We start from the raw sequence: 17,740 nt of genomic DNA on the forward strand, positions 1-17,740 counted from the left end.
GGCTTTCCGGCCGCGCTGTCTGCGTTCGCCATTGTCACTGAGGCGCTCAGGGAATAATTCTGGCGGCGCGAAAGCGGGCAAACAGATCGCAGAACATCCGGTCGGTTGCGCGGTATTGATGAAACCCCGCCTGACGGATTTTGCTGCCGTCGCCAAACATATCGTAGTGCCAGCCGAAGACGAAATCGGCAAAGCTGCCGTCACTGAGCGCCAGAATATCGGGCTGAACCAGTTGGTTAGCCGCAGCGATATCCCGCCAGCTGTGCCGATAATCGCCGAACAGTTGCTGCAGGGATAAGCAAACGGGCGGCGCGATCTCAAGATCAAACCACGCCGCGATCACCGGCCACAGCTCACTCCAGCGCCATAAATCACCATTATTCACGTTAAACGCCTGATTGCGTGCGTCGGATGCCTGTCCGGCCCAGATCGTGGCGTCGGCCAGTAATTCAGCGTCGGTAAAGTCGACCAGTCTGTGCCAGGTCTGCGCTGAACCCGGGAAGCGCAGAGGCAGCTTTTCAGCGCGACAGAGTGAGGCATAAAGCGCCAGACTCAGCGCCAGGTTCATGCTGTTGCCCGGGCGGTCGCTGCCGACCACGCCGGGACGCAGCGCGCTCCAGTGCCAGGCTTTACCCTGTTGCCGGTCGGCCAGCCAGCGAAGCTGTTCGGCATTAAATTCAGCACCCGGTACGCCAGCATCGCTTTCTCGCGCCGGCGTTTTGAACGGTCCGAGATGAGCACCGTAAACTTTATATCCCTGCATCAGGCTGACATGCTGTAGCGGCGCGACCGGCTCTATGCTGCTGACCAGGTTTTGCAGCATCGTCACGTTGGGTTTCACCATCGCGGCCCAATCTGCGGCGTTGAGCCAGGCACTGTAAAAAATATGCGTGACCTGAGTCAGAGCAGAGAGCCGCTGTTGACTCTGCTGCTGATCGAGCAAATCAACCGACAGCAGGTCAGCCAGAGCCTGTTCTGACTGCTGCTGGTCCGACTGTCGCTGGCGGCTCAGACTGATGACCTGCCAGTGCTGCGCAGTTAAGGCACGAATAAGTTGCTGGCCCACGATACCGGTCGCGCCTGCCACCAGCGCGACGTTTTTTTTCTGACTGTTAATCATGATAGCGATCTCATCTGGAGTGAAATCACAGTCTCACCTGGGCTTCTTTGTGATTAAATCCCCTCTATACCGATAACACTTATTAAGAAATCCACTAAATGCAGAACAAACTGACTGCGAATCAGTCATTCATTCGCGTTGCCGAAGCGGGATCGTTTTCAGCAGCTGCGCGACAACACGGGATGAAACAGTCGGCGATAAGCCAGCAGGTGGCGGCACTAGAAGCCGATCTGGGCGTGGTCCTGCTGCACAGAACCACCCGCGCGATGGCGTTAACCGAAGAGGGACAGCGTTATCTGCAGCAGGTCAGGCAACTGTTACACGCCATGGATGAACTGGAGCAGCAGTTACGGCCGACGTCGCAGCCGCTGCAGGGGAAATTGCACATTCAGTTACCCAGCGGGCTGGGCCAGCGCTTTATGCCGCAGCTGCTGGCGTTTCAGCAGCAACATCCGGCATTACGGCTGGAGGTGGCGCTTGACGATCGCTTGTCCGATCTGATTTCTGAAGGCGTCGATGTCGCCATCCGTCTCAGCGAAGCGCCGCCGGCCGGCCTGGCTGTCCGCATGCTGGCCACGATTGAAACAGTGCTGGTGGCCGCCGCTGACTGGGTAGCGCAGCATGGTCAACCGCTGACGCCCGCCGATTTACAGCGTCATCCTCACATTCGCTTCAGTGGCCTTCAGCCGGATGCGCCGTTGCGCCTGGTCTCAGCACAAGAGAGCGTTTCGCTCGCGGTAGAATGTGTCTTTCGCTCGAATAACAGTCACTCGCTGACAGAGGCTATTGAAGCCGGGCTGGGGATAGGCGGCATACAGACGTTAATGGCCAGTGAGGCGCTGGCGGCCGGTAAGCTGGTCAGAATTTTGCCTGACTACCGGCTGCCGGATCGCTATCTCTATGCCATCTTTCCCGATGCACGTTTCATTCCGCACAAGGTACGTTTGCTGGTGGGCTGTTTTGAACAGAAGCTTGCCGCTTTGCAGCAGCAAAGCCTGCAGCGGCAGGATTAACCCCTGCCTCAGCACCAACGCCGCATAGCCGACACATTCAGAAGATGACCCCTTTTCAGGGTTCAGAGGGCGTGGCAGGATAAGCGCAAAATGTTAAGGAGAGTGCCTGATGTTGCTGAAAGGTATGAACGATCCGCTGTTGAAAGCGTATCAGCATCCTAAATCACGGATGATGATTAGCCGCTTCAGAGGGCTGGCAGGCGATCGTAAACTCAGTGACTGGCAGGTGTTTTGTATTCTGGTGACCGGATTTACCAATTACTGGTATGTACAGGCGGGTCATTTCAACATAAACGTCAGCTGCAGCAAAACACGGCAATTTGATTTCATGCAGGATTTCCTGCATGTTTCGGTGACGCTGGAAGGACTGATTTGTGATGATAACTTCCGCTGTCCCGACTTCTTTTTGCCGCGTTACGATGTGCCCTATGAATTCTGCCGCTGGCGCAGCAAGCGTGGCTACGACTCCTCTCTGACCTATGTCAGTAACCACGGTGTGAAATCGCATAAGGCGATTTTTGTCGCTTCAGATGACGCCGCACGTGAAGAGCGGGTGATGAAGTGGGAAGGAATGGTTAACGTCTATGATAAAACCTTTTTCACCGTCGCCAGCTTCAGCACCACGCATGACTTCCTGGTTAAAGACATCACCAAAACGATTCACGAAGGGTTGGTGAAACATCTCAACTTCTACCGGGATTTATTCAGCTATATCTTCCCGTCACCAGCAGCAGCACGGCTGCAGGCGCGAGATGACCGACGTCTGCTGAACAAAATGTAGCCTGCCGTTTTCACCGCTGTATTGCGCAGCCAGCGGGCTGGGTATCTGGCGCTATGATCTTCGCCGAATGGTGGAGTTCAGCGCTTTAATCAGCGTATGGCTCGCGGCTTGCCTGGTAATTTCGCTCTGGAATTATTAACGATGTAATTTATTGCTGTAATTTATTGCTGTAACTGATTGGGACGATTATTTGATCGTTCGTGATTCAGAGCGTGGCTTTCTGCCGGGTCATTATGGCTATTGCAGGTCAGATGAATTTTTCCGTAATTGATAGCGGCTTAACGCCCGTTAACGGAAGCGGTAAACATAATCTCTTATCAATTGTCTTCAGCATTTACCTTAAACTCACATCAATCACTGCGGGTCAATGTGCCTCAGCAGCCTTTTTCAAATGAAGTCCATAGCAGTGACGGAAAACCGCCTCAAAAGATCTAAGCCACAAAAGTCGATGATAAATTCCAGTTCGAACGGGAAGATACGGTTACCGGTGAGCATTACCAGTTCATCGTAAAGAATGTCAGTCAGACAGAACTGCCGTTTATGCTCGCGTCGGGCCCGGACGGCGTCTTATATGCTGATGAATATGACGCCGCTGGCGGTTTTTATTCGCTGACCTCAGATATGGTTGAAGCTGCGGGTATCGATAATATGCTGATTGCCGGCGACGCGCTTGCGGGTGGTGCGGCATTAGCCGGTATTGCCATCTTCTTTCCTTAGGGCGGCAAACATCACAGCTCTTTCTCTTCAGCCGCAACGAACCCGGGTGACAACACCGGCGCTGTGGTTGATGACAACAAAACCAGCGATCCAGCAGGTGTGACAGTCACCCAACTGATGCTGAGTGACGATGCCGGCAACCCGATTGCCGATCGCCCCGCGTGATGTGGCCTTTATCACCCCGGGTCAGCGCGCCGTGGTCAAGCTGACCGCGTATGACTTTAATATTTACGGCGGGCTGGAAGGAGAGGTTGCCTCAATATCACCTGATACCATTCAGGATGACGTTCATCGCGATCAATATTTTTACCGGGTCTACATCCGGACTGATAAAGATTCTCTGGTCAACAAAAAAGGGAAACACTTTCCGGTTTATCCAGGAATGATCGCCATGGGAGAGATCCACACCGGCAGCAAAACCATTATGGAGTATTTACTTAAGCCGCTTAACCGGGCCCGGGAAGCGCTGCGTGAACGGTAAGCAAATCCGTCGCGGGTGAATCCCTCACCGCCCTGGCGGTGAGGGTGAGTAAAGCGCCAGGGATAGCGTCAGACCGCAACCTGGCGCTTAAGCCGGCAGCAGACCAGCCACCTGATAATCGGTTATCAGCGCATCAAACAGCGAAATGTCGGAACGACTGCGGGCCAGCAACTGTGCCCCGGCCACGGCGGCAAAAATGGCCCGCGCCCGTGCCTGACTCTGCTCCACGTCAGTCATGCCGGTTTCCTGCAGGCGCGCCGCCAGCCAGGCAATATTCACATCGGCAAAATGCTGTACCTCGGTTTTCACCGCCTCGGGCAGATCGTCATATTCTGCTGACATAAAGCTGCCCATGCAGAGCCGATTCTCGCTCTCCAGCGAACGGCGGAAAATATGCGGATAGCGGTGCAGACAGGCCGCTGCCTCCGGGTTTGATTCACGCAGTGCGTCAAGATCGGCGGCGGTATCTTCCCAGTAGCGTCGGGCGACCGCCGCCCCTAATTCCGCTTTGCCTGGAAAGTGGTGATAAATGCTGGCGGCTTTGATACCGACTTCACTCGCCAGCTGGCGGAAATTGAGGCCGGTATAGCCATGGGCTTGCGCACTTTTACGCGCCGCGGACAGGATCGCTTCTTTTGCATTCTTACTCATTGTCTCTCCTCCGGTGAAGCTATCATCCTACCATTTGGCAGGTAGTTGTTGACAGTGGAAAATAAGCGATCTACTGTTTACCTACCAAATGACAGGTAGGTAAATTTAACATGCAAAATCCACTCTTTTTTAACGATGCGACAGAACTGGCTCAACGCATTCGCAACGGCGAGGTTTCACCGGTCGAAGTGGTTAAGGCGCACCTTGATCGCATTGAACAAACTAATCCGCAGATCAATGCGATTGTCACGCTGGCAGAGAATGCGCTGAGCGAGGCTAAAGCGGCCGAGCAGGCTGTCCGTTCAGGTCAGGCGCTGGGACCCCTACACGGCGTCCCGTTTACCGTTAAAGATTCGATCGACACCGCGGGCGTGATGACGCAGCGCGGATCGCCAATCTTCAAAAATCGGATGCCGACTCAGGATGCCACCAGCGTGGCGCGGATGAAAAAGGCCGGCGGCATTCTGCTGGCTAAAACCAATCTGCCTGAATTTTCATACTGGATTGAAAGCGACAATTTACTCAGCGGCCGCACCAACAATCCGTGGGATCTGACGCGCACGCCTGGCGGCTCAAGCGGAGGCGAATCTGCCGCCATTGCCGCCGGGATGTCGCCGCTCGGCCTCGGCACCGATCTGGCCATTTCGGTTCGTGGTCCGGCGTCTCAGACCGGTATTACCTCCATCAAAGCCACCCATGGCAGCATACCGATGACCGGTATCTGGCCGCGCGCACCGCGTCGCTTCTGGCATGTTGGTCCAATGGCGCGTTCGGTACGCGATATTGCGCTTGCCTTCTCGCTGCTGTCGGGTCCGGATGGGCAGGATGCTTTTGCGACTGCTGCTGCCCGCCCGCAGTCGGGCGAGGCCGTTGGCGATCGTCCATTGCGGATTGGCTGGATGACCGGACCCGGCTTTGGTCCGGTTGATGCGGACGTGGCGGCAGTGGTGAAAGCGGCGGCGGCGGCGCTGCAACAAAGTGGGGTGCAGGTTGAGGAGGTGGGGATTGCAGCGCTGGAACGTGATTTTGCGCTGGAGGTGTTCAACCGTCTGCACGTGATGGAGATGAAGCCTGCGTTTGCGGCAGCTGTAGCGGGCCGGGATCCGGCGGAAATCTATAAAATGGCCACAACCATGCTGTCACTGCCCGATACGCCGCTGCAGGCGTACATCGACGCGGAACAGGCAGCCGAGCGAATCCGCGATGGCTATGCCGAATACTTTTCGCGCTATGATGCGCTGATTACCCAGGTGCTGCCGACACCGGCTCACAAGCATGGAGTTGAACAGCTGGTGATTGATGGGCAGACGGTGGATGTCAGCTGGCTGCAGGCGGCCACGGTCCCGCTTAACGTCACCGGATTGCCAGGGATTGCCTTACCCTTTGGTCAGAGTAGCGAAGGTTTGCCGATCAACATTCAGATCACCGGGAAATGGCACGATGAAGCGACAATTCTGGCTATTGCCGCGCGGCTTGAAGCGTTAAGTCCGGTTAAAGGTCTGCATCCTGCACTGCTGACTGGCGAGTAATTCGGCAACATCTGTTGCAGCTGACGACTCGCCGCCCGGGAGAGCGGCGGGTCAGGGCAGGTGAATAATGCGTTCAGCTTACCACTTCATCTCGCCGGTATTCACTTTGGCACTCAGTTCCAGTGACCCTTCTTCTGCCAGCTGTGGCCAGGCGGCTTTGACCGCGCCGATCACCTGCGATGAGGTTTTATATTGCGCCAGGGCCGCGTCAAAGCTTTTGAGGTAATTCAGGGTGAAGTCTACCGCCTGACTCCCGGCCGGGCGTTCGCCGAGGTAGTGACCTGGAATGACATTTGTCGCTTTCAGCCCCTGCATTTCAGTCAGCACCTTGCGCCAGGCGGCGCGGCTTTCTACCGTCTGCGTATCGGCGGTCCAGACATGAATGCCGGACGAAATCGCCGTTCCACCCAGGATGGTTTTTTCTGACGGGACCCAGACGTAAGCGGCGTATTCATCCGGATGACGCAGCTCCAGCACTTCTCCATCGATGCTGAAGCGGGTTTGATCGGTGACTTCAGGCAGGGTCAGTTTATCCGGCGCGCCCTTCTTCATCTGCGGCCCCCAGTACTGCAGCTTGGCCTGATGCGTCTGCTGAATATGCTTCACCACGCCCGGCGTCGCAACCACCTTCACGTCAGGATAGGCCTTCACAATCGGTTCCAGACCAAAGTAAAAATCAGGATCGCCCGAGGTGATGACGATCTCTTTCAGCGTTTTACCGCTACGTTTAATCATCTCAACCAGTTTTTCACCGTCGATGGTGCTGAACTGCGCATCGAACAGAATGGCTTCTTTCGGTCCGCTCACCAGGGTTGAGGAAACGGCAAAAATACCGTTGTGCTGCGGGTTGTAGGTTTCGAACTGCAGCGGGGCCGCCGTGGCGGCGGTCGAGGCCAGAATTAGCGTTAACGGTAACAGCGTGGTTTTCATTTTTAATCCTCTGAGTAGCGGGAGTCATTTCCTGACCAACCTCTGCAAAGTCGTCAGGAGAGAACACCGGCGTCGCCGATGACTCAGCCGCCTGTGTTCTCTGCAGATCACAGCGCTATTTTACGGCTTTTGTTATCTGATAGAATTCCCGCAATCAGAGATGCTGAGTTTCATAAATCGTACAGGTGATGAGATGGATCGCGTGACAGCTGCGGCGGTGTTTAACCGGATATGCGAGTTGGGCAGCCTGAGTGCGGCGTCACGGGCGCTGGGCATTTCGCGGCCGATGGTCAGCCGCTATCTGGAGGAGATGGAAAAGTGGGCCGGGACCCGCCTGCTGCACCGTTCATCGCGTCGGTTAACCATCACCCCCGCCGGCGAGGCGATATTGCTGCGAACCCGTCAGCTGGCACGGCTTTCGGAGGAGATTGAGCAGGAGTCGACGCAGGCGATGCCCGCCGGTACGCTGCGTATCGCCTGCGCGCATTTTACCGCGACTCACCTGGTCGGTCCGGCAATTCCCGATTTCCTTAGACGTTATCCGGCGCTGCGTATTGAGCTGGAGATTAACAATCAGCCGGTCAGCCTGATCGGCGAGCGCATCGATCTGGCGATCCGCATCACAGACGCACCGGAGCCGGGTGCGATTGCCCGTCGGCTCGGCGAATGTCGCTCGGTTCTGTGTGCCTCGCCGGGCTATCTGGCGAAACAGGGAACGCCACGGACGCCAGAGGCGTTATCGTCGCACAACTGCCTCTATTACAGCCGATTTGCCGGACAAAGCTGGCATTTTACCGCCCCCCAGGGTGAAAAGATCGCCGTGGCGGTCAGGGGAAATTTCAGTGCCGGCATCTCATCGCTGTTGTGTGATGCGGCTATTGCCGACTGCGGGGTGGCGATGGTGCCCGAGCAGGAAGCCCGCAGCAGCCTGGCGAGCGGCAAGCTGGTGCAACTGCTCCCCGACTACCGGCCACAAACATTCGGCATCTGGGGACTCTATCTGTCGCGCGAGCACCAGTCCGCCGCGCTGCGGTTGTTTCTCGATGAGCTGCAGGGCACTATCGCTCAGATAAGCTGATCGGACCGATTCCGGTAGTTAAAAGACAGGATAAAAGGCGCTATAAATGATTGATGACAAGCCGATCTACTGGAACCCGATGGTGCCAGAGCTGACCGTGAGTGATTTCGCGGCTTCATTATTTTTCTATGTCGATATCATCGGTTTTGCGCTGAAGAACCGGCGCAAGGATCCGGATTTCGCCTATCTCAACTTCGGCGACGCACAGTTAATGATTGAGCAATATCACGCGCAAGGCTGGAAAACCGCGCCACTGGAAAAACCGTTCGGACGTGGAGTTAATTTTCAGATTGAGGTTGAGGCAATTGAACCGATACTTTTACGCCTTGAGCATAAGGGCATTCCGCTGTTCCGGCCGGTGCAGGACAATCATTATGTGACAGGAAACACAACGATGTGCCAGCGGGAGTTTCTGGTGCAGGACCCGGACGGTTATCTGCTGCGTTTCAGCCAATACCTGGCCTGAGACACCGACTGGTGCGTTGAACAGATATCGCGCGGCTGTTATTTCCTCTGTCTGCTTGCTGGCGCGGCTTAGCAAACTGCCCCGGCTGCTGTAATACATTTCCGGATAATATCGATAATCATGTCAGCGTTAAACTTTCAAGCCGCCGTTAGCGTTTCTGCCGGGTAACAAGCGGATATTATTTTATTCGCATTAGACGGTTGCCCGTCAGGCCGGAAAGTTTGTGCTCAGGCTGAATAAAAAGATCGCCAAAGAACTTTAAATTTTTGCGGCTTAGCTATACTCACTTTTGACTGGCCCTGTTCAATTGCATGGCCGATCTGCCTTATTTAGACGCTGTTACAGTGAATAAATCAGCGATCGCATCTGACGCTGATGGTGCCTGTCCGACTCTTTGTTATCGCTGAACTTTATTGATGGGTGCCGCGGCCGATAAGGGTTAACGTCACCCAGGAGAATGCGTAATGAAAACACGTTTAATTGCCTGCCTGGCCACGCTGCTCTTCACCCCAATCGGACACACTGCCAGTGCAGAGAGTCTGCCTTCTTCAGCCTCGATCAACTTTAGCGGCAGCATTTTCAATGGCTCCTGTAATATGGATGTGAAGCGCAATCCGGTTGGCTTTATCTGTTCTGATCCCCAAAGTGGAAAAACGGTGGCGCAATATGTCGATGTGCGGAAAGCACAGACGCTCGCTCAGCTGCCAGTGAGTGTCAATACGGCGTGGCTGGATGCTGGTAAACGTAAAGGCATTGTCTCAGTGACCTATCTGTAAAATTACCGCCTCTGTTGCCATAAACCGAATCATAGGGCCGCGGTGTGATTGCCGCTGGCCCACTTTTGTCGTGAAGCTGTACGGGGGGATTTAGTGCTGGTTTATTTCTGGTGAAATTAGCCCGCAGGCGTTATCAACCTCGCAGCTTTACCGGCGTGAACGGTTTAATCCGGCAACAGGCTGTAGGAGATAGCCGGTTACTTTTTACAGAGCGTCTGCCGTGCCTGGGATGAATCGGCGAATCACGCCCCTCCCTGGGCGTGTGGATGGAGAGAGAATGATCAGGAGTGATCGGAAGAGTGCAGCGGGAAAAACTTCGCGCTCTGCCGTTTTTCTCTTTTGCGGTGCAAAAGATAGCTGGTGGCAATGATCACCAGCGTTAACCCGCCGGTTGCCAGCAGCTCAGCCTGATGATCGGCATCAAACAGCATCACCACCAGCACCGTAACGATAAACAGGATGGTGAACCAGGTGAGGCCGGGAAAGAGCCACATCCGATAGCTCAGCACTTCACCGGCTTTTTCACGTTTTTTACGCAGCACCAGATGCGATGCAGCGATCACCAGGTAGACCAGCAGCGCAATAGCGCCGGAACTCGCCAGTAAAAACTCAAATACCGCGCTCGGAGCCAGATAGTTGGCGATCACTGCCAGGAAGGCCGCGCCAGTAGAGAGCAGTACCGCAACCCACGGTGTGCCGCTGCGGTTGGTGCGGGAGGCGGCGGCGGGCGCATCTTTACGGCGTGACAGTGAATAGAGCATCCGCGATGAAGTATAGAGCGCCGAGTTGAGGCAACTGCACACCGCCATCAGCACCACCAGATCAACGATCAGCCGGGCATGCGGGATGTTCATCGCCTGTAGCACCGTCTGCCAGGAGCCCTGTTGCACCAGGCCCGGCGTATTCCACGGCACCAGCGCCACCACAAAGAAAATCGACAATAGATAAAACAGCGCAATACGCCAGATGACCGAGTTAGTTGCCTGGGTGATCTGCTTACCGGGATTCTTCGACTCTGCGGCGGCGATAGTCACAATCTCGGTGCCCATAAAAGAGAACATGGTAGTCAGGATCGCGGCCATCACCGCACCCATTCCGTTCGGCATAAAGCCGTGGGTATCATAAAGATGTGACAGTCCCTGAGTTCCGCTGCCCGGCAACCAGCCCAACACCGCCGCCGCCGCTACCCCGAGAAACAGAATGATTGCGGCAATTTTAATCAGCGCAAACCAGAATTCAAACTCGCCATAATTTTTCACACTCAGCAAATTGGTGACGGTGAGAATAAGTGTGATGGCGAGAGTGAACTGCCAGATAGCCACCTGCGGATACCAGGCGTGCAGTATGGTTCCGGCCGCATTGGCCTCCAGCGGGATCACCAGCACCCAAAACCACCAGTAGAGCCAGCCGATGGTAAAGCCAGCCCAGCGGCCGAGCGCCTTGTCGGCATAGGTCGAAAACGAGCCGGAATCAGGCGATGCGACCGCCATTTCGGCCAGCATCCGCATAATCAGCACCACCAGCGCACCGGCTGCCGCATAGGAAATCAGTACTGCCGGTCCCGCCTCTGAGATGGCGTGGCCGGAGCCAACAAACAATCCAGCGCCAATGACCCCGGCGATGGAGAGCATCCGCACATGGCGCGGTTTCAGGTTTTGCGCCAGCGCATCATTATTCGCAGTCTGCGTTATTGTCATATCATCGTCTCCGACGCTGCGCCCGGGGGGACCCGGACGAGCAGGGGAAAGAGCCCGGCTGAATCAGCCGGGGGAATCAGGCCGGAACGGCACCTTGTGTCGCGGGTGCCAGAGACTGGCTGAGCACCGCGCTCAGAATATCCAGCGCCTGGCTGAACTGCGCATCGGGAATAGTGAGTGGATAAAGGAAACGGATCACGTTGCCTTTTGCGCCACAGGTCAGCAGCAGCAGGCCACTCGCCATTGCCGCCTGCTGCACCGCCTGTGCATCGCCGGGCTGATGAAACTCCATCGCCACCATCGATCCCAGCGCGCGGACGTCGGCAATCGCCGGATAAGTGGCATGATGTTTTTGCAGTTCCGCCTCCAGCCTGGCGCCTAATGTCACGGCGCGCTGACACAGCTGTTCCTCTTCAATCACATCCAGCACCGCATGCGCGGCGGCAATCGCCAGCGGATTACCGGCATAGGTGCCGCCAAGGCCACCGGGTGAGGGCGCATCCATCACGCCGGCCCGACCGGCAACGGCGGACAGTGGCATCCCGCCTGCCAGGCTCTTGGCCAGGGTGATGATGTCCGCTTTCACCGGATAGTGCTCCATGGCGAACAGTTTGCCGGTACGGGCAAAGCCGCTCTGGACTTCATCCGCAATCAGCAGGATGCCGTGGCGATCGGCCAGCTCGCGCAGTGACTGCATAAAAGCCAACGGCGCAGCGTGGAATCCGCCTTCGCCCTGCACCGGTTCCAGCACAATGGCGGCGACGTCGTGCGGCGCAACGTCCTGACTAAAAATGTCGTCAAGGCTGCTGAGTGCCGCTGCAACACTGATCCCTTGTACTTCGCTGGGGTAGCGGGCGTGCCAGACTGAGGCCGGCATCGGACCAAAATCTCGCTTGTACGGGGCCACTTTGCCGGTCATCGCCATGGTCATAAACGTCCGGCCGTGAAAGGCGTTGCCGAAGGTAATGATGCCGTGACGACGGGTATAGGCTCGCGCCACTTTGACGGCATTTTCAACCGCTTCCGCGCCGGTGGTGAAGAATGCCGTCTTCGCCGGCCCGGCAATCGGTATCCGCTGATTGATGCGCTCAGCGAGTGCGATGTAACTTTCATACGGGGTGATCTGAAAAGCAGTATGGGTAAACTTGGTTAACTGATCGGCGACCGCCTGTTCAACGCGCGGATGACGATGACCGGTGTTCAGCACCGCGATGCCGCCAGCGAAATCTATCCAGCTGTTGCCAGCCTGATCCCATAAGGTGGCATTCTCCGCCCGGGCAACATACCAGTCGCAAAGCGTACCGATACCCTTAGGCAGTGCCGCGGCTTTGCGTTGTTGCATCAGACTGTTTTTTTCGCTCATTTGATCCACCTCGCTGTATTGCGTATTTACAATTCCCGACAAACACGCTTATTTAGGCGTGTGGCGCGGTGAGTTGCCAGAGCCAATTGTTGAAGCAGGGGTGGAGCCAATTGCAACTGTTGTACGCAGATCATCTATTAGCGCGGTTACAGTTTGAACCCGCCGGCTCATTGCATCAGCGCCTGCTGAATTGTATGCAGGCGGCGATTATTGAAGAGGTGTTCCCGCGCGGCGGAAAACTGCCGCCGACCCGCGATCTGGCGCGCGAGCTCGGGGTGTCGCGCAATACGGTGATGCATGTTTATGAGAGCCTGATGGCGCAGGGCTACGTCACTGCACGAACCGGCAGCGGCACCTGGATTGCTGAAACGCTGCCAGAAAATTGCCTGCAGAGTGATGCGATGCTCGATACCCAGCCGGTGGCGCTGCCACTGCCGGCGACGCTGTCAAAACGTGGCGCAAGTTTGCTGGGGCATGCTACCGCCTCACCCTATCAGTGGGGTGCATTTGTACCCGGCGCGCCGGACGTTACCGAGTTTCCCCATAAATTATTCAGTCAGATTCAGGCCCGTCTGAACCGGGAACCGGATGTTCACCGGCTGGTCTACAGTAGCGGCGGCGGCTGCCCCGATCTGCGTCATGCGCTGGTGGACTACTTGCGCGTGGCACGCTCAGTTCGGGCTGATGCCGATCAGATATTGATCACCGAAGGGGTGCACCAGGCGGTGGATCTGGTGACGCGGGTGCTGTGCGATCCGGGCGATCGGGTGTGGATGGAGGAACCAGGCTACTGGGGCACCCGTAATCTGTTGCGGATGAACGGTCTGGATATTCGGGCGATGCCGGTTGATGAGCAGGGGATGGTGCCGGACAGCGGACCGGCGCCTAAAATGGTGTTTGTGACACCGTCACACCAGTATCCGCTGGGTGTACATCTCAGTCTGGCGCGGCGTCAGGCGCTACTGGCGCTGGCCCGCCGTCATCACAGCCTGATCGTGGAAGATGATTATGACAGTGAGTTTCGCTTCTCCGGTCAGCCTTATCCTTCGTTGCAGGGGCTGGAAGCGGACGCGCCGGTCATCTACATGGGTACCTTCAGCAAAACGCTTTATCCGGCACTGCGGATTGGTTATCTGGTGGTGCCTAAGCCGCTGGCGCAACCGTTACGCATCGCTGCGGCAGAACTGTATCGCGGCGGGCATTTGCTGATTCAGCGGGCGCTGGCGGAGTTCATCCGGCTGGGCCATTACATGGATCATATCCGCCGCATGCGGTTGCTCTACCGTCAGCGACGTCAGTTTTTATGTAAGCTGATTGAACGCTATCTCGGCGCGTCCTTCTTGCCGCCGATCAATCATGACGCGGGCCTGCATCTGGTGATGCCGCTGCCGCCCGGAACAGATGATGTGGCTATTGCGGCTCAGGCGTTAACGCGCGGCGTCAAAGTCCGGCCGTTATCGCAATACTATATGCATCCGCAGCACCAGCGCGGTCTGCTGCTCGGCTATGCCTGCGTTAACGAACGGCAATGTCAGGATGCGTTCGGCACGCTCAAAGCCTGCCTGACCTCGGCGGGTATCGAATTCACTCCGCAGCGCTAAAAGCTCTGTAGCGCTTTCAACGGTCGGCAGGTTGCCAGATGAGCGATATCAGGTTAAACGTGCCAGCCTATCTTTTTACCCGATAAGAGGGTTGTCTGGTGCTATTACCTGCTGCATAGAGGGCATCACACATTGAATTTGATTATTAAATGCTACAGAATGATGGGAGAGCCACATTCGGGTCTGCATTTAATGGGGAATGTGAAATTACGCACATATCTTTAAAAAGCATCAAGGCATTTCAGCTTTATTTATTGTTAATTCATTGCCAATCGGGCCTGCTTTATCACAATCTTCTTTTGTTTCAACTACGTTAATTTAAAATATTGGCTGAGACACGTTTTGATTATGCTTCACTTAATTGATATGCCTGTTCTGCAGTACAGTTCTCTTCAGGTAAGAATAAATATTGAAGAGGATTAAAAATGGAAATGTTAAATAAAATGCAGTTGACGTTTATCGCAGGTGCAAGTGGAGCTTATGATCCTGCTTATGCTGGCGCAGGCACCCGAACCAGTCAGTACGGTAGCCGTTCTGGCAGTCACCATAATATCTTTGTTCCAGACAATGGCTTTCTTCAGCTGGTCGCCGCTCATCCTGAACTGAAAGACTGTCTCAATGGTATTTTGGGCGGAATGGTTGCGGGTTCGGTAGGTGGCGCAGGTACGGCCGTAGCCAGTGCTATCGGTGGTGGTATCGGTTCCTGTAATAACAATACCGGCAGAAATAATGCTCGAGGAAGTATTGGTGGCCAGTACACCTGGTAAAATACTTAGCAGCAACGATAGCTGAGGGAAAAGATGGCAAAATTAATCTGCGGTTTAGCTGCAATGGCAGCAGTGCTTACAGGTGCCGCTTTCCTTAGAGGCGCTGGCGTAACATATTTAGAGTGGTATTCTTTGCCAGCAACAATTTCAAAGGCAGTGGTAACAGTCGCAACGCTTGCAGCGTTTGTTAAGGTGTTTTTATTTTTAATATCACGTTTTTTCACCAATCCGAACAGTAGTAAAGAAAGTAAATCTTGGTTTCCGCATTAAAAGTAAATAAAAAAGCCCGCATCGTCGGGCTTTTTTATTTCCGTCATAACAACGGTAGCGGACACTGACCACGAGGTTGTAGCAATAGCGATTGTCATTCATTGGTATCTGTAACGGTCCAAAGGAGTACAGCATTTATGCCAGCTAAGCACTTTTATCGTCTCTGCAGGGACCATAACTCGCCGATGGAACGGATACCCGGAGCTGGATTAATCACAGTTTAGGCGCTAACCGTCCCGTTTAACGCTAGTCTTGAATAACGCTCACCCTCTTCAGGAAGAAAATCATGACAAGCCGCTGGCAGGACCGGACGCTGAACGCTGATGAACGCGCGCAAAGTGTAGTAGAACAGATGACGATGGATGAAAAAATGCGCTGGCTGAGCGGACCGATGGCAATTCCGGCGCCAGGTGAGGCCCGAATCCCCGGTGCGTTAGGCTCGGCTGCCTGTTATCCGGCGATTGAGCGGCTGGGTATACCGGCGATGCAACAATCTGATGCCAGTCTTGGCGTCGGCAATCTGGCTAACGTACGGCCCGGCGATAATGCCACCGCGCTGCCTTCTTCGCTCTTACTGGGCGCGGGCTTTGATCCGGCGATGGCGGAAACCACCAGTAATATGCTGGGGCGGGAGGCTCATGCAAAAGGATTTAACGTGCAGCTGGCGGGCGGTGCCAATCTGATCCGCGAACCGCGTGGCGGGCGAAATTTCGAGTATATCTCCGAAGATCCGCTGCTGACCGGCATCATCGCCGGACACGCGGTAAAAGGTATTCAGTCACAACATGTGGTCTCCACCGTGAAACATTTTGCGCTCAATGCACAGGAAACCGGACGGGTGCTGGTCAGTTCCGATCTTGATGAACAGGCGATGCAGCAGTCGGATCTGCTGGCGTTCCGGATTGCTATTGAACTTGGGGAGCCGGGTGCGGTGATGCCGGGTTATAACCTGATCAACGGCGAGTGGGCCAGTGAAAACCGCCATCTGTTACAGCAGGTGCTGAAAACCGAGTGGGGCTTCAAAGGCTGGGTGATGTCCGACTGGGGCGCCACCCATTCTACCGAAAAAGCGGCGCTGGCCGGACTCGATGTTCAGTCCGGCAGCAATCTGGACCCAGAGCCATTTTTTGGCGAGCCGCTGCGGCGGGCAGTAGAGCAGGGACGGGTCCCGGCTGAGCGGCTGGATGAGATGGTGAGACGGCAGTTACGCAGCCTGTTTGCGGTCGGGGCGATTGACTTCCCGGCCCGGCCTGGCGTGCCAATTGATTACACCGCGCACCGGCTGATTGCGCAGCGGGCGGCAGAAAATGGCCTCGTGCTGCTGAAAAACCACGCTCGCTGTTTGCCGCTGGCACTCAATCTGCCACGACTGCTGGTGATTGGCGGCCACGCTGACCAGGGCGTGTTATCCGGCGGAGGCTCCTCTTCAGTCACGCCGATTGGGCATTTTGCGGAGCAGGGTGCTGCCATCATGGGCGTGCCGGTGCCCAAAGTTTATCATCCTTCCTCGCCGCTGCACGCCATCCGCTGCCAGTCGGGCGCGGCCCGGGTGGATTATCTCGACGGCAGCGATCACGCCGCGATTGCCTCGCAGGCCGCCGGAGCTGATGCAGTGATTGTGTTTGTTGAATCGTGGAATACCGAAGGACAGGATCTGCCCGATCTGGCCCTGCAGGATCAACAGGACCGCCTGATTAGCGCGGCGGCGCGTGCCAATCCACGAACCCTTGTGGTGATTGAGTCAGGCGGTCCGGTTAAGATGCCCTGGCTGGAGGAGGTCAGCGGCGTGCTGGCGGCATTTTATCCCGGCTCGGGCGGGGGAGAAGCGATTGCCGGAGTGCTGTTTGGTCGGGTGAATCCATCAGGTCGCCTGCCGGTCACCTTCCCGCGTGATGAAAACCAACTGCCGCGCCCGGCGATGAGCGATCCCGCAGTGACTACCTCCAATCCGGGTGAACCGCTGCGCGGTGGCGTGTTTCACATCGATTACAATATTGAAGGCGCTGATGTGGGTTACCGCTGGTTTGAAAGGCAGCGATTGAGCCCGCTGTTTCCTTTTGGTTACGGCCTTTCCTACACCTCCTTTTCGGCCGACAGCCTGCAGATCACCCAGCAGGATGAGCAACTCCACGCCAGCGTAGGGGTAAAAAACAGTGGCGAGCGAGCTGGCGCAACGGTGGCTCAGCTGTATGGCCGACGGATTGATGACCCAGGCCAGACGTGGCGTCTGGTGGGTTTTCACAAAGTGATGCTGGAGGCAGGTGAAGAGCGGACGATACCGATTGGGATTGAACCTCGTTGTCTGGCGGTGTTTGACCCCGCAAGCCGAAGCTGGCAGCTCGCCGCTGGCGATTATCAGTTCAGGCTGGCTGACCACGCGCTTGATGACGGCATCAGCCAGATCATCACCTTGTCAGCGTGGCGCAGCCACTAGCCAACCGGTATCAGTCGGCGGTAATGACGCAGCCAGCGGGGGGACGGGAGAGAGACGGTTTCATCG

16 protein-coding genes and 1 pseudogene are annotated in these 17,740 nt (G+C 56.0%); 12 read left to right on the forward strand and 5 right to left on the reverse strand.

From position 1 onward, the window contains the following. Window positions 1-46 precede the first annotated feature (46 nt). On the reverse strand, window positions 47-1,120 hold the full coding sequence (locus AC6I8D_RS21565) for an SDR family oxidoreductase (RefSeq protein ID WP_497820901.1): 1,074 nt from the start codon (window positions 1,118-1,120) through the stop codon (window positions 47-49). A 98-nt stretch (window positions 1,121-1,218) separates the two neighbouring features. Between AC6I8D_RS21565 and AC6I8D_RS21570 the strand changes: the two genes are divergently transcribed. From AC6I8D_RS21570 to AC6I8D_RS21585, 4 genes and pseudogenes are all read left to right on the forward strand, one after another. Beyond that, window positions 1,219-2,133, forward strand: a complete 915-nt coding sequence (locus AC6I8D_RS21570) for a LysR family transcriptional regulator (RefSeq protein WP_497820902.1) — start codon at window positions 1,219-1,221, stop codon at window positions 2,131-2,133. A gap of 109 nt (window positions 2,134-2,242) precedes the next feature. Next, window positions 2,243-2,914 (forward strand): hypothetical protein, encoded by a 672-nt coding sequence (locus AC6I8D_RS21575; RefSeq protein ID WP_312757991.1) that lies wholly within the window; start codon window positions 2,243-2,245, stop codon window positions 2,912-2,914. 540 nt (window positions 2,915-3,454) lie between these two features. Continuing rightward, the gene (locus AC6I8D_RS21580; RefSeq protein WP_497820903.1) at window positions 3,455-3,631 is read left to right on the forward strand and encodes a hypothetical protein; all 177 of its coding nucleotides are present in this window, start codon (window positions 3,455-3,457) and stop codon (window positions 3,629-3,631) included. Between the two features lie 151 nt (window positions 3,632-3,782). Further along, a pseudogene (locus tag AC6I8D_RS21585) lies at window positions 3,783-4,112 on the forward strand (beta-barrel domain-containing protein); the annotation flags it as partial. 87 nt (window positions 4,113-4,199) lie between these two features. On the opposite strand, the gene AC6I8D_RS21590 reads toward AC6I8D_RS21585, so the two are convergent. Then, on the reverse strand, window positions 4,200-4,763 hold the full coding sequence (locus AC6I8D_RS21590) for a TetR/AcrR family transcriptional regulator (protein WP_497820904.1): 564 nt from the start codon (window positions 4,761-4,763) through the stop codon (window positions 4,200-4,202). A 110-nt stretch (window positions 4,764-4,873) separates the two neighbouring features. Between AC6I8D_RS21590 and AC6I8D_RS21595 the strand changes: the two genes are divergently transcribed. After that, window positions 4,874-6,292 (forward strand): amidase, encoded by a 1,419-nt coding sequence (locus AC6I8D_RS21595; protein ID WP_497820905.1) that lies wholly within the window; start codon window positions 4,874-4,876, stop codon window positions 6,290-6,292. A gap of 78 nt (window positions 6,293-6,370) precedes the next feature. Here AC6I8D_RS21595 and AC6I8D_RS21600 read toward each other — a convergent pair whose 3' ends face one another. Then, window positions 6,371-7,222 carry a Vmh family MBL fold metallo-hydrolase gene (locus tag AC6I8D_RS21600; RefSeq protein WP_312757373.1) on the reverse strand — a complete coding sequence of 284 codons (852 nt, stop codon included), beginning with the start codon at window positions 7,220-7,222 and terminating at the stop codon, window positions 6,371-6,373. A 193-nt stretch (window positions 7,223-7,415) separates the two neighbouring features. Between AC6I8D_RS21600 and AC6I8D_RS21605 the strand changes: the two genes are divergently transcribed. The 3 genes from AC6I8D_RS21605 (at window position 7,416) to AC6I8D_RS21615 (ending at window position 9,542) form a co-directional block, all read left to right on the forward strand. Then, window positions 7,416-8,300, forward strand: a complete 885-nt coding sequence (locus tag AC6I8D_RS21605; RefSeq protein ID WP_497820906.1) for a LysR family transcriptional regulator — start codon at window positions 7,416-7,418, stop codon at window positions 8,298-8,300. Between the two features lie 46 nt (window positions 8,301-8,346). After that, window positions 8,347-8,766 carry a bleomycin resistance protein gene (locus AC6I8D_RS21610; RefSeq protein ID WP_497820907.1) on the forward strand — a complete coding sequence of 140 codons (420 nt, stop codon included), beginning with the start codon at window positions 8,347-8,349 and terminating at the stop codon, window positions 8,764-8,766. A gap of 464 nt (window positions 8,767-9,230) precedes the next feature. Then, a complete protein-coding gene (locus tag AC6I8D_RS21615; protein WP_497820908.1) occupies window positions 9,231-9,542 on the forward strand; it encodes a YmdA family protein in 312 nt (103 codons plus the stop codon). A gap of 281 nt (window positions 9,543-9,823) precedes the next feature. Here the strand turns inward: AC6I8D_RS21615 and gabP are convergent, their stop codons facing one another. Together gabP and gabT are read right to left on the reverse strand one after the other, a co-directional pair. Further along, window positions 9,824-11,239, reverse strand: a complete 1,416-nt coding sequence (gabP, locus tag AC6I8D_RS21620) for a GABA permease (RefSeq protein WP_312757380.1) — start codon at window positions 11,237-11,239, stop codon at window positions 9,824-9,826. A 76-nt stretch (window positions 11,240-11,315) separates the two neighbouring features. After that, window positions 11,316-12,602, reverse strand: a complete 1,287-nt coding sequence (gabT, locus tag AC6I8D_RS21625) for a 4-aminobutyrate--2-oxoglutarate transaminase (protein WP_312053983.1) — start codon at window positions 12,600-12,602, stop codon at window positions 11,316-11,318. Between the two features lie 110 nt (window positions 12,603-12,712). Here gabT and pdxR point away from each other — a divergent pair, with 110 nt between their 5' ends. From pdxR to AC6I8D_RS21645, 4 genes are all read left to right on the forward strand, one after another. Continuing rightward, window positions 12,713-14,203 (forward strand): MocR-like pyridoxine biosynthesis transcription factor PdxR, encoded by a 1,491-nt coding sequence (gene pdxR, locus AC6I8D_RS21630; protein WP_497820909.1) that lies wholly within the window; start codon window positions 12,713-12,715, stop codon window positions 14,201-14,203. A 425-nt stretch (window positions 14,204-14,628) separates the two neighbouring features. Further along, window positions 14,629-14,970 (forward strand): hypothetical protein, encoded by a 342-nt coding sequence (locus AC6I8D_RS21635; protein ID WP_497820910.1) that lies wholly within the window; start codon window positions 14,629-14,631, stop codon window positions 14,968-14,970. A gap of 33 nt (window positions 14,971-15,003) precedes the next feature. Continuing rightward, the gene (locus tag AC6I8D_RS21640) at window positions 15,004-15,240 is read left to right on the forward strand and encodes a hypothetical protein (protein WP_497820911.1); all 237 of its coding nucleotides are present in this window, start codon (window positions 15,004-15,006) and stop codon (window positions 15,238-15,240) included. Between the two features lie 286 nt (window positions 15,241-15,526). Beyond that, a complete protein-coding gene (locus AC6I8D_RS21645) occupies window positions 15,527-17,674 on the forward strand; it encodes a glycoside hydrolase family 3 C-terminal domain-containing protein (RefSeq protein WP_497820912.1) in 2,148 nt (715 codons plus the stop codon). The last annotated feature ends 66 nt before the right edge of the window (window positions 17,675-17,740 follow it).

This window comes from Pantoea sp. X-Soil-MYKO-1785 (genome assembly GCF_059730675.1).